This is a genomic window from Paraburkholderia atlantica (assembly GCF_009362785.1).
Lineage (GTDB): Bacteria > Pseudomonadota > Gammaproteobacteria > Burkholderiales > Burkholderiaceae > Paraburkholderia > Paraburkholderia atlantica.
In genome coordinates this window covers 198,890-211,164 of the sequence record NZ_WHNQ01000010.1, presented here as the reverse complement: position 1 = coordinate 211,164, position 12,275 = coordinate 198,890, and the positions used below count along the sequence as shown (strand labels likewise).

Annotated in this window: 10 protein-coding genes; all 10 read left to right on the top strand. The window is 61.8% G+C overall.

Annotated elements, in window-relative coordinates; translation table 11 throughout:
• Positions 1-111: 111 nt before the first annotated feature.
• The 10 genes from GCT19_RS17285 (at position 112) to GCT19_RS17240 (ending at position 12,114) form a co-directional block, all read left to right on the top strand.
• The gene (locus tag GCT19_RS17285; protein ID WP_013090971.1) at positions 112-891 is read left to right on the top strand and encodes an ABC transporter ATP-binding protein; all 780 of its coding nucleotides are present in this window, start codon (positions 112-114) and stop codon (positions 889-891) included.
• Complete coding sequence (locus tag GCT19_RS17280) at positions 888-1,646, top strand: ABC transporter ATP-binding protein (protein ID WP_018432439.1); 759 nt, start codon at positions 888-890, stop codon at positions 1,644-1,646. Before GCT19_RS17285 ends, GCT19_RS17280 begins: the two co-directional genes overlap by 4 nt.
• 62 nt (positions 1,647-1,708) lie before the next feature.
• Positions 1,709-2,923, top strand: a complete 1,215-nt coding sequence (locus tag GCT19_RS17275; RefSeq protein WP_018432440.1) for an ABC transporter substrate-binding protein — start codon at positions 1,709-1,711, stop codon at positions 2,921-2,923.
• A gap of 191 nt (positions 2,924-3,114) precedes the next feature.
• Positions 3,115-3,999: a branched-chain amino acid ABC transporter permease gene (locus GCT19_RS17270; RefSeq protein WP_013090968.1), complete on the top strand. Its 885-nt coding sequence runs from the start codon at positions 3,115-3,117 to the stop codon at positions 3,997-3,999.
• Positions 3,999-4,970 (top strand): branched-chain amino acid ABC transporter permease, encoded by a 972-nt coding sequence (locus GCT19_RS17265; RefSeq protein ID WP_018432441.1) that lies wholly within the window; start codon positions 3,999-4,001, stop codon positions 4,968-4,970. Before GCT19_RS17270 ends, GCT19_RS17265 begins: the two co-directional genes overlap by 1 nt.
• 558 nt (positions 4,971-5,528) lie before the next feature.
• Complete coding sequence (locus GCT19_RS17260; protein WP_152852606.1) at positions 5,529-6,695, top strand: ABC transporter substrate-binding protein; 1,167 nt, start codon at positions 5,529-5,531, stop codon at positions 6,693-6,695.
• 417 nt (positions 6,696-7,112) lie between these two features.
• Positions 7,113-8,273 carry an ABC transporter substrate-binding protein gene (locus tag GCT19_RS17255; RefSeq protein ID WP_013090965.1) on the top strand — a complete coding sequence of 387 codons (1,161 nt, stop codon included), beginning with the start codon at positions 7,113-7,115 and terminating at the stop codon, positions 8,271-8,273.
• A gap of 220 nt (positions 8,274-8,493) precedes the next feature.
• Entirely contained in the window at positions 8,494-9,549 is a 1,056-nt protein-coding gene (locus tag GCT19_RS17250; RefSeq protein ID WP_152852605.1) for a branched-chain amino acid ABC transporter permease, read from the top strand.
• Between the two features lie 4 nt (positions 9,550-9,553).
• Positions 9,554-11,338: a branched-chain amino acid ABC transporter ATP-binding protein/permease gene (locus GCT19_RS17245; RefSeq protein WP_152852604.1), complete on the top strand. Its 1,785-nt coding sequence runs from the start codon at positions 9,554-9,556 to the stop codon at positions 11,336-11,338.
• Positions 11,338-12,114 carry an ABC transporter ATP-binding protein gene (locus GCT19_RS17240; protein ID WP_018432446.1) on the top strand — a complete coding sequence of 259 codons (777 nt, stop codon included), beginning with the start codon at positions 11,338-11,340 and terminating at the stop codon, positions 12,112-12,114. The genes GCT19_RS17245 and GCT19_RS17240 overlap by 1 nt, the downstream gene beginning before the upstream one ends.
• Positions 12,115-12,275 lie beyond the last annotated feature (161 nt).

Sequence of the window (12,275 nt, the reverse complement as noted above, 5' to 3'; positions counted from 1 at the left end):
ATTGGTGCAGCACGCCAACGAGCGGCAAGGGGTGCCGCCAACATAACAAGTCGCGCAGAACTTCGCGCGGAAAGATCGTAGTGCTTCGCCTTACTCCGTATGGAAGGGAACATGATTCTCGGCGATACGATTCTCGAAACGCGCGGCCTCACCCGCGAGTTCAAAGGCTTTGTCGCCGTGAACGGCGTGAACCTGCGCGTGCGCCGTGGCTCGATCCATGCGCTGATCGGGCCCAATGGAGCGGGCAAGACCACCTGCTTCAATCTGCTCACCAAATTTCTCGAACCCACCGCGGGGCAGATCGTTTTCAACGGTGTCGATATCACCGGCGAACGTCCGGCGCAGATCGCGCGGCGCGGCATCATCCGTTCGTTCCAGATCTCCGCTGTATTCCCGCATCTGACGGCATTGCAGAACGTGCGCATCGGATTGCAGCGCTCGCTCGGCACCGCATTTCACTTCTGGAAGAGCGAGCGTACGTTGCGAAGCCTGAACGATCGCGCGATGGATCTGCTGACTCAGGTCGGCCTGACCGATTTCGCCGATGTGTTGACGGTCGAACTCGCCTACGGTCGCAAGCGCGCACTCGAAATCGCGACCACGCTCGCGATGGAGCCGGAACTGATGCTGCTCGACGAGCCGACGCAAGGCATGGGTCATGAGGACGTCGACCGCGTGACCGCGCTGATCAAGAAAGTATCGGCGGGCCGCACGATCCTGATGGTCGAGCACAACATGAATGTGATCGCCGGTATCTCCGACACGATCACCGTGCTGCAACGGGGCGAAGTGCTCGCCGAGGGCAGTTACGCGGAAGTGTCGAAGAATCCGCTCGTGATGCAAGCCTACATGGGCAGCGCCGACGCGGCGCTCGCCGGAGCCCACGCATGAATACGACGGTCGAGCGCGAAGGCCTCGAAGCGAACGAAACGAAAAGCGGCGCACCCGCGCTGGAAATCGCGGGACTGCAAGCCTGGTACGGGGAATCCCATATTCTGCACGGCGTCGATCTGTCGGTCGGCCGGGGCGAGGTCGTGACGCTGCTCGGGCGCAATGGCGCGGGCCGCACCACGACACTGCGCGCGATCATGGGCCTCACGGGCCGCCGTACCGGCTCCATCCGGATCGACGGACGCGAAACGATCGGCCTGCCCACGCATCGCATCGCGCATTGCGGCATCGGCTATTGCCCGGAAGAGCGCGGCATTTTTTCGAGCCTGTCGTGCGAGGAAAATCTGCTGCTGCCACCGCCCGTCGGCGACAAGGCACACATGATGTCGCTCGAGGAAATCTACGCGATGTTCCCGAATCTGCACGAGCGGCGCATGAGTCAGGGCACGCGGCTCTCGGGCGGCGAACAGCAGATGCTCGCGGTCGCGCGGATTCTGCGCACCGGTGCGAATCTGCTGCTGCTCGACGAAATTTCGGAAGGGCTCGCGCCCGTGATCGTGCAGGCGCTCGCGCGGATGATCATCACGTTGAAGGCGCGCGGCTACACGATCGTGATGGTCGAGCAGAACTTCCGCTTCGCGGCGCCGCTCGCGGATCGTTTCTATGTGATGGAGCACGGCATGATCGTCGAGCATTTCGGGGCTAGCGAGCTCGAAGGCAAGATGCCGGTGCTGCACGATTTACTGGGCGTATAGACACGAACTGACGCACGCCCGACTGCCTCTGATAACCACAAGCGAAGAACCAGGAGACATGCATGAAAAAGAACCCACTCGCGCGAATTGCCTCACTCTGCTTCGCGGTCGCCGCCGGCACCGCACTGACGCTGGGCAGCGCGCAAGCGGCCGACGATGCCGTGAAGATCGGCTTTATCACGGATCTGTCGGGACTGTACGCGGATATCGACGGGCAGGGCGGTCTTGAAGCGATCCGGATGGCGGTCGCCGATTTCGGCGGTAAGGTCAACGGCAAGCCGATCACGGTGCTGTACGCGGATCACCAGAACAAGGCGGACATCGCGGCGTCGCGCGCTCGCGAATGGTTCGACCGCGATGGCGTCGACATGCTGATCGGCGGCACCAACTCGGCGACCGCTCTGTCGACGAACACCGTCGCGGGCGAGAAGCACAAGGTCTACATCAACGTCGGCGCGGGCGCCGATACGCTGACCAACGAGCAATGCACGCCGTACACGATCCACTACGCATACGACACCACCGCGCTCGCAAACGGCACGGGCTCGGCGGTTACGAAGCAGGGTGGCAAGACGTGGTACTTCCTGACCGCCGACTACGCGTTCGGGAAGGCGCTCGAAAAAGCGACCTCGGACGTCGTGAAGGCGAATGGCGGTCAGGTGCTCGGCTCGGTGCGTCATCCGCTGTCGGCGTCGGACTTCTCGTCGTTCCTGTTGCAGGCGCAGGCGTCGAAGGCGCAGATCCTCGGCCTCGCGAATGCGGGCGGGGACACGATCAACTCGATCAAGGCCGCGAAGGAATTCGGCATCACGAAGACGATGAAGCTCGCCGCGCTGCTGATGTTCATCAACGACGTGCACAGCCTCGGTCTCGAAACGACGCAGGGTCTCGTGTTGACCGACAGCTGGTACTGGAACAAGGACGCCGACACGCGCAAGTGGTCGCAGCGCTACTTCGACAAGATGAAGAAGATGCCGTCGAGCCTGCAGGCTGCCGACTACTCGGCGACGATGAACTATCTGAAGGCGGTGCAGGCGGTGGGCTCGACCGACCCGGATAAGGTGATGGCGCAGCTGCGCAAGACCAAGATCGACGACTTCTACGCGAAGGGCTACATCCGTCAGGACGGCAGCATGATCCACGACATGTACCTGATGCAGGTGAAGACGCCGGCCGAATCGAAGGAGCCGTGGGACTACTACAAGATCATGGCGACGATTCCGGGCGATCAGGCTTTCACGACCAAGGCGCAGACTCGCTGCGCGCTGTGGAAGTAAGAGCGGACGGGCAGGATGCGGTCGAGGACCGCGCAGACCTGAGAGAACCGCCGGCGCTGCAGCGGTACGCGCTGGCGGGCAACCGTTTCAGATGCCGCACGCGATGGGCAGTGTCGCCGCTCGCCGCGTGCCGGCCGGATCGTGCGGTACCGATCTCACCTTGACGATGGCTTGAAGGGCTAAGGGCTTCAATGGACATCTTTGGCGTTCCGCTGCCGGCGATGCTGAGCCAGCTTCTGCTCGGGCTCGTGAATGGCTCTTTCTACGCGATTCTGAGCCTCGGCCTGGCTGTGATTTTCGGCCTGCTCAACGTGATCAACTTCGCGCATGGCGCACTGTTCATGCTCGGCGCGATGCTGGCGTGGATGGGGCTGTCGTATTTCGGTCTGCCGTACTGGGTGATGCTCGTGCTCGCGCCGCTGATCGTCGGGCTCGTCGGCGTCGCGATCGAGCGCTCGATGCTGCGCTGGCTTTACAAGCTCGATCATCTGTATGGCCTGTTGCTGACGTTCGGCATCACGCTCGTGATCGAAGGTGTATTTCATTCGATCTACGGCTCGTCGGGCCAGCCGTACGACGTGCCGTCGGCGCTGTCGGGCGCGACCAATCTCGGCTTCATGTATCTGCCGAACTATCGCGCGTGGGTTGTCGTCGCGTCGCTGATCGTGTGCTTCGTGACATGGTTCGTGATCGAGAAGACGCGGCTTGGCGCGTATCTGCGCGCGGGCACCGAAAACCCCAAGCTGGTCGAGGCATTCGGCGTCAACGTGCCTCTGATGATCACGCTGACCTACGGCTTCGGCGTCGCGCTCGCGGCGTTTGCCGGCGTGCTAGCCGCGCCGGTGATTCAGGTCTCGCCGCTGATGGGCCAGCCGATGATCATCACCGTATTCGCGGTGGTCGTGATCGGCGGCATGGGCTCGATCATGGGCTCGATTCTGACCGGCCTGATGCTGGGCGTAGTCGAAGGACTCACGCGTGTGTATTACCCCGAGGCGTCGGCGACTGTCGTCTTCGTGATCATGGCGCTCGTGTTGCTCGTGCGTCCGGCGGGTCTTTTCGGCAGGGAAAAATGATGCAGAGAAAAGTGCTCTACGGTCTGCTGCTGATCGTGCTGCTCGCGGTGCCGGTGCTCGGCATCTATCCGCTCTTCGTGATGAAGGTGCTGTGCTTCGCGCTGTTCGCGGCCGCCTTCAATCTGCTGATCGGCTATACCGGCTTGCTGTCCTTCGGTCATGCGATGTTTCTCGCGTCGGCCGGTTACGTGACCGGTTACGCGATGCAGACGCTCGGCTTTTCGCCTGAGCTGGGCGTGCTGAGCGGCACCGCGGCGGCGACGCTGCTTGGGCTCGTCGTCGGCTTCTTCGCGATTCGTCGTCAGGGCATCTACTTCGCGATGGTGACGCTCGCGCTCGCGCAGATGGTCTACTTCGTGTTCCTGCAGGCGCCGTTCACGCACGGCGAAGACGGTCTGCAAGGCGTGCCGCGGGGGAATCTGTTCGGCCTGTTGAGTCTGTCGTCGGATGTCGCGCTGTATTTCGTCGTGCTCGCGGTGATCGTCGCGGCGTTCCTGCTGATCGTGCGGATCGTGCATTCGCCGTTCGGGCAGGTGCTCGTCGCGATCAAGGAAAACGAGCCGCGCGCGGTATCGCTCGGCTACGACACCGACCGTTTCAAGCTGCTCGCATTCATTCTGTCGGCCGGTATCGCGGGTCTCGCGGGTTCGCTGAAAGTGCTGGTGCAAGGCTTCGAAACGCTGAGCGATGCCTATTGGACGATGTCGGGCCTCGTGATCCTGATGACGCTGGTGGGCGGCATGGGCACGCTGTTCGGGCCGTTGCTCGGCGCCGCGCTGATCGTGTCGCTCGAAGACAGGCTCGGCGATATCGGCGCGGCGCTCGCGTCAATGACCGGCATCGACTGGTTCCGCTCGCTCGGTGAATCGGTGACGATCGTCACGGGGCTGATTTTCATCGCATGTGTGCTGGCGTTCCGGCGGGGCATCGTCGGTGAGATCGTCGCGCGAGTGCGACCGTTGCGGGCTTGAGGTTGGCTGCCTGGTTCCCGCCCGCGAGGGCGCTTGCTTGATGCAGTGCGATACGCGATTGCTTCGACATCCGATCCAATTGTGGCTCGTGCCGAAGGTCCGCTGGATCGGGACTCGAGCAAACCTCTGGCAAACCGTGTGACGAAATGAGCCTTTCGCGCCCCAATCCGGTGCCGCAGTGCACCACTAGGGTAATTGCTAGTTGTGACTGCTGGGGTGGTCGTTTAATCTTCATCCAGTTCTGATGCACCACGAATTTGCAGGTGGAGAACGAGGAGACAATTGAGGCACTCAGTGCCCAGAAGAAAGCGCTGTTGGATTGATATCCAACAGCGCTTTTTTATTTGTTTTTTTCGAATGTCTCGATGCGAATGCTCGCTTATTTCGCGCGCCCTTTTTTATTCCTCGGCAGCCGCTGCAGCTAAACATCAAAAGCCTGCGAAACGCTTGCAGCACGGCGCTTGGGTCCGCTAAACTCGCTATTCACCGACCACTGGGTTGGCAATTAAATCCGTGGATTTAATTGCAATTGAATAACGGGTTTAATAGAGGAGCAGGATGAAGTCGGCATTGCGTTGGATCAGCGCGGCATTGGTCGCCACTGGGGTTTCGGCTGCATGGAGCGGCCATGCTTTCGCGGACGTGAAAATCGGCGTCACGGTGTCGGCAACAGGACCGGCCGCATCGCTCGGTATTCCGGAAAAGAACACGATTGCGCTGCTGCCGAGAGAAGTCGCGGGCCAGAAGATCGACTACATCGTTCTCGACGACGCAACCGATTCCACTCAGGCAGTCAAGAACGCCCGTAAGCTCACTAGCGAAGACCACGTCGATGCATTGATAGGCTCGACTGTCGTACCGAACTCGCTCGCCATGATCGACATCGCCGCCGAAACTTCCACGCCGATGATCTCGCTGGCCGCGGCTGCGGGCATCGTCGAACCGATGGACGCGAAACGCGCATGGGTCTTCAAGACGCCGCAGAACGACATTCTGATGGCCACGGCGATCGCGCAGCACATGGCCAATCACGGCGTGAAAACGGTCGCGTTCATCGGCTTTTCCGACGCGTACGGCGAGAGCTGGTTCAAGGAATTCAGCAAAGCCGCTGACCTCGCGAAGATCAAGATCGTCGCGAACGAGCGCTTCGCGCGCAACGATGCGTCGGTCACGGGTCAGGTGCTGAAGATGATGTCGCAGAACCCGGACGCAGTGCTGATCGCCGGTGCGGGTACGCCGGCCGCGCTGCCGCAGAAAACGCTGAAGGAACGCGGCTACAAGGGCAAGTACTATCAGACGCACGGCGTCGCGAACAACGACTTCCTGCGCGTGTGCGGCAAGGATTGCGAAGGCACGTGGCTGCCCGCCGGCCCGCTGCTGGTCGCCGAGCAACTGCCCCAGGCGAATCCGGTGAAGAAGAGCGCGCTCTCGTACAAGCACGCGTATGAAACGGCGTACGGCGCGGGTTCGGTGTCGACGTTCGGTGGTCACGCGTGGGACGCGGGTCTGCTGCTGCAGCGTGCGATCCCGCTCGCGTTGAAGAAGGGCCAGCCCGGCACGCCGGCATTCCGCGACGCGCTGCGTGCCGCAGTCGAAGGCACGAAAGATTTGCCGGCGTCGCACGGCATCTTCAACATGAGCGCGAACGACCACGCCGGTCTCGATCAGCGCGCGCGCGTGATGGTGCAGATCGTCGATGGCAAGTGGAAGCTCGCCGGCGACTGAGCGAAGGCTCTGCGCCACGGGACCTCATCGAAGAAGACGCGTGCAGTTGACGCGTCTTTTTTATTGCCCGTGCCAGGTGTCTGCAGCGCGCAAAAGTGTGGTTTCGCTGCTTCAGGACAAACCCGCATTTGGCGCACGCTCTCTTGACCGTCGATATTGCAGACCGCAAGCTACTAACATATTAGTGGTTTAGGAAGGTCCGGATGGAATAGAGCCGCGGCAAAGAAACGCGGCGTATGACGCGAATGCGCATTCGCGCGACGCGAGAGGAGCGGTACCCAACAAAGCGGGGAAGGTATGCGTGCCGAGCAGGGAAAACCATGCTTGGCACACCTGAACTCGCTCACTAGATTCAGACACCCGGCCAAGCAAGCCGGCTTATAGATAGGCGCTTTTGAAGGCGTTTGGAGACTCGCAATGAAAAAGACAAGGCATTGGGTACGCACCGGCATCGCGATGGCGCTGATGTGCGGCGCGGGGGCGGCATTCGCGCAGGTGAAGATCGGCGTCACGTTGTCGACGACGGGGCCGGCCGCGTCGCTCGGAATTCCCGAGAAGAACACGATCGCGTTGTTGCCGAAGGAGATCGGCGGCAAGAGCGTGCAGTACATCATCCTCGACGACGGATCGGACACCAGCAAGGCCGTGCAGAATACGCGCAAGCTGATCGACGAAGACCACGTCGACGCGATCATCGGCTCGACCGTGACGCCGAATTCGCTCGCGATGCTCGATCCGGCCGCCGAGGGCAAGACGCCGGTGATCTCGCTCGCGGCGTCGGCGGCGATCATCCAGCCGATGGATGCGAAGCGCGCATGGGCGTTCAAACCGCCTCAGAACGACAGCCTGATGGCCGACGCGATCGCCGATTACATGCAGCACCACGGCGTGAAGACGGTCGGCTTCATCGGTTTCTCGGACGCCTATGGCGACAGCTGGAACGCGACGTTCGACGCCGTCGCGAAAGCGCACAACCTGAAGATCGTGTCGAACGAGCGCTTTAACCGCACCGATGCTTCGGTGACGGGCCAGGTGCTGAAGACGATGGGCGCGAATCCCGACGCGGTGCTGATCGCGGGCTCGGGTACGCCGTCGGCGCTACCGGCCAAGACGCTGAAGGAGCGTGGCTACAAGGGCAAGATCTATCAGACGCACGGGGTCGCGAACAACGACTTCCTGCGCGTGTGCGGCAAGGATTGCGAAGGCGAACTGCTGCCGGCTGGGCCGATCCTCGTCGTCGATCAATTGCCGGATTCGAACCCGGTGAAGAAGTCGTCGGAAGCCTATAAGAACGCGTATGAGAAGGCCTATGGCGCAGGGTCGGTCGCGACCTTCGGCGGTCACGCATGGGATGCGGGCCAGATGCTGCAGGCGGCGATTCCGGTCGCGCTGAAGACCGCACAGCCAGGCACGCCCGAGTTCCGCGTGGCGCTGCGCAACGCACTCGAAAACATCAAGGAGCTGCCGGTGTCGCACGGCATCATGAACACCACCGCGAACGACCACAACGGCCTCGACCAGCGCGCGCGCGTGATCGTGCAGATCGTCGACGGCAAGTGGAAGCTGCAGAACGACTAGGACGATTTACAAAAGCAACTAGCGGTACGCGCCTCTCGCGCAATCTGCGGTGCATGACGCCGCATTGCCATTGTGTTCGACGACAATGGCATCGACCGCCGCGCCGTGACCCGGCGCGGCGGTTGTCTTTTCAGACATTGCAGATCGATGGCCGGCTACGCGCCGCGCCGTCACGACTGTTTCCCGATTTTTCGATTTCGACGCTTCAGGACGAGGAAGTATGGATCTATCAATTGCGGCGATCCTCGCGCAAGACGGCATCACGACCGGCGCGATCTACGCGCTGCTCGCGCTTGCGCTGGTGCTGGTGTTCTCCGTCACGCGGGTGATCTTCATCCCGCAAGGGGAGTTCGTTTCGTACGGCGCGTTGACGCTCGCCGCACTGCAAACGCAGAAGTTTCCTGCCACCTGCTGGCTGTTGATGGCGATGGGCGCAGCATGCTTCGTCGTCGAGACGGTGGCCGTATTGCGGCACGCTGAGCGGCGTCGACATGCGGCGCGCACGCTGCCTGTGCTGGCAGGGAAGTACCTGCTGTTTCCGATCGCGGTCTACGCGCTCACGCGCGGCATCTTTTTGCAGCCGCTGCCGATGATCGTGCAGATCGCGCTGACACTGCTGATCGTGATTCCGATGGGTCCGTTCGTTTATCGCCTTGCCTATGAGCCGATCGCCGAGTCGCCCACGCTGCTGCTGTTGATCGTCGCGGTGGCCGTGCATTTCGCGATGGTCGGTCTCGGCCTCGTGATGTTCGGCGCCGAAGGCTCGCGCACCACCGCGTTTTCCGATGCGACGTTCAGCATCGGCTCGTTGTCGATCTCCGGGCAGAGCCTGTGGGTGATCGGCACCGCGGTCGTGCTGATCGGCGCGCTGTATCTGTACTTCGATCGCTCGATCTCGGGCAAGGCGTTGCGCGCGACGTCGGTGAACCGGCTCGGCGCACAACTCGTCGGCATTGGCACGACGCAGGCGGGACGGCTCGCGTTCACGCTTGCGGCGGGTCTCGGCGCACTGTGCGGCATCCTCGTCGCGCCACTGACGACGATCTACTACGACTCGGGCTTCCTGATCGGTTTGAAGGGCTTCGTCGGCGCGATCATCGGCGGTCTGGTCAGCTATCCGCTGGCGGCGGCCGGCTCGATTCTCGTCGGTCTGCTGGAGTCGTATTCGTCGTTTTGGGCCAGTGCTTATAAGGAAGTGATCGTGTTCACGCTAATCATCCCGGTACTGCTGTGGCGCAGTCTTGCGAGCCCACATGCCGAAGAGGAAGAGGAGTGACACGATGAAACGGATCATGCAAAAGAAGTTCTTCTGGTTGTTCCTCGTGGTGCTGTTCGCTTTGCCGGTTCTGCCGCAACCGATTCATGTGCCCGAGTACTGGGTCACGCTGCTGAACTACATCGGTCTCTATTCGATCGTCGCGATCGGCCTCGTGCTGTTGACGGGTATCGGCGGCATGACGAGCTTCGGGCAGGCCGCGTTCGTCGGCATCGGCGCTTATGCAACCGCGTATCTGACGACGAACTTCGGTGTGTCGCCGTGGCTCGCACTGATCGCGGGCGTGATCGTGACTGCGCTGATCGCGCTGATGCTCGGTCTCGTGACGATGCGTTTGTCCGGCCACTTCCTGCCGCTCGGCACGATTGCGTGGGGGCTCGCGCTGTTCTACCTGTTCGGCAATCTCGACATGCTCGGCAAGTACGACGGCATCAACGGCATCCCGGTGCTGAATGTTTTGGGGATCAACCTCGAGTCCGGCCGCCATATCTATTACCTGATCTGGCTGGTCGTGCTCGGCGCGGTCGTCTCTGTTCAGAATCTGCTTAATAGCAGGCCGGGTCGCGCAATTCGTGCGCTGCGCGGCGGGGGGCTGATGGCCGAGGCGATGGGGGTCAACACCGGCTGGATGCGCGTCGTGATATTCGTCTACGCGGCGGTGCTGGCGTCGGTGTCGGGCTTCCTGTACGCGCACTTGCAGCGCGCGGTGAATCCGACGCCGTTCGGGCTGAATCACGGCATCGAGTTTCTGTTCATGGCGGTGGTGGGCGGTGTCTCGCACGTCTGGGGCGCGGTGCTCGGCGCGGCGATTCTGACCGTACTGCAGGATTATCTGCAGACGTTGCTGCCGAAACTGCTCGGCGAGAACGGCAACTTCGAAGTGATCGTGTTCGGCATCATCATGGTGCTGCTGCTGCAGTATGCGCGGCAGGGCGTCTGGCCGTTCGTCGCGCGCTTTTTTCCGCGTGGCCCGCGGGCGCATCTCGCGAATCACGCCGATTCTCTGCCGCAACGCAACAAGCCGCAGGCCGGCGAAGAGTTGCTGACAGTGAACAAGGCGCGCAAGCAGTTCGGCGGTCTGGTTGCGGTGAACGACGTCAGCTTCGAGGTCAAAGCGGGGCAGATCATCGGGCTGATCGGGCCGAACGGCGCCGGTAAGTCGACGACGTTCAATCTCGTGACCGGAGTGCTGCAGCCGACGAGCGGAGAGATTACATTCCGCGGCGAGCGCATCGATGCGCTGAGTTCACGTGAAATCGTCAAGCGAGGCATCGGCCGGACGTTTCAGCACGTAAAGCTGCTGCCGGGCATGACCGTGCTCGAGAACGTGGCGATCGGCGCTCATCTGCGTGGGCATGCGGGTGTATGGCGCAGTATCGTGCGGCTGAACAGCTCGGAAGAGGCGGGATTGATGGCGGAAGCCGCTCGGCAGATTCGCCGCGTCGGCCTCGAACAGCACATGTATGACGAAGCGGGCAGTCTCGCGCTCGGTCAACAGCGGATCCTCGAGATTGCGCGCGCGTTGTGCTGCGATCCGACGCTGCTATTGCTCGACGAACCGGCAGCCGGTCTGCGCTATCAGGAGAAGTTGCAGCTCGCCGATCTGCTGCGGCGACTCAAAGCGGAAGGGATGAGTGTGCTGCTTGTCGAGCACGACATGGATTTCGTGATGAATCTGACGGACCGGCTCGTGGTGATGGAATTTGGCACGCGAATCGCTGAAGGTCTGCCGCAGGAAGTGCAGCAGGATCCGGCGGTGCTCGAAGCGTATCTGGGTGGGGTGGAATGATGGACAACACGACAACGACCGGCGTGGCGGCAGCGGGACCGATTCTCGAAGTGGACCATCTGTCGGTCCGTTACGGCAAGGTCGAGGCGCTGCACAATGCAGCGATCAAGGTGCGGGCGGGGCAGATCGTCTCCGTGATCGGCCCGAACGGCGCGGGGAAGTCGACGCTGCTGAATGCGATCATGGGGGCGTTGCCGACGTCCGGTCATGCGAAAGGCGTGGTTTCCTATCAGGGAGAGGACGTCAGCGCAATGCCCGTGGAAAAACGGGTTGCACTGGGGATGTGCCTGGTGCCGGAAAAGCGCGAGCTTTTCGCTTCGATGACCGTCGAGGACAATTTGCTGCTTGGCGCCTACCGACGCAAGCGGGCAGGGGAGCGCAACTTTCTCGATCAACTGGAACCGGTGTTCGAACTGTTCCCACGGCTGAAGGAGCGGCGCAAGCAGGCGGCGGGCACGCTTTCGGGTGGCGAACGGCAAATGCTCGCGGTGGGCCGCGCGCTGATGGGCAAGCCCGATCTGCTGATGCTGGACGAGCCGAGCCTCGGCCTCGCGCCGCTCATCGTGAAGGAAATCTTCCATATCATCAGCGCGTTGCGCCAGACGGGCGTCGCGACGCTATTGATCGAGCAGAATGCGCGCGCCGCATTGCAGATCTCGGACTACGGCTACGTGCTGGAAACCGGCGAACTGGCGTTGGAAGGGCCGGCGGCCGAACTGGCACAGAATCCTCGGGTGATCGAAACCTATCTAGGCCTGGCGAAAAAAGTCGCTTAAGTTCGCACTTTTTTCAGCGATCGCTGTCTTTGGAAGCGGTGTGTTTCACGTGAAACACACCGCTTTTTTATTGTTTCACCATTCGGACGAAATTCGGGCCGAAACCGAACCCGTTATAATTCGGCCATACATTTTCCTTTGAAGGCTCACGCGACGATCTG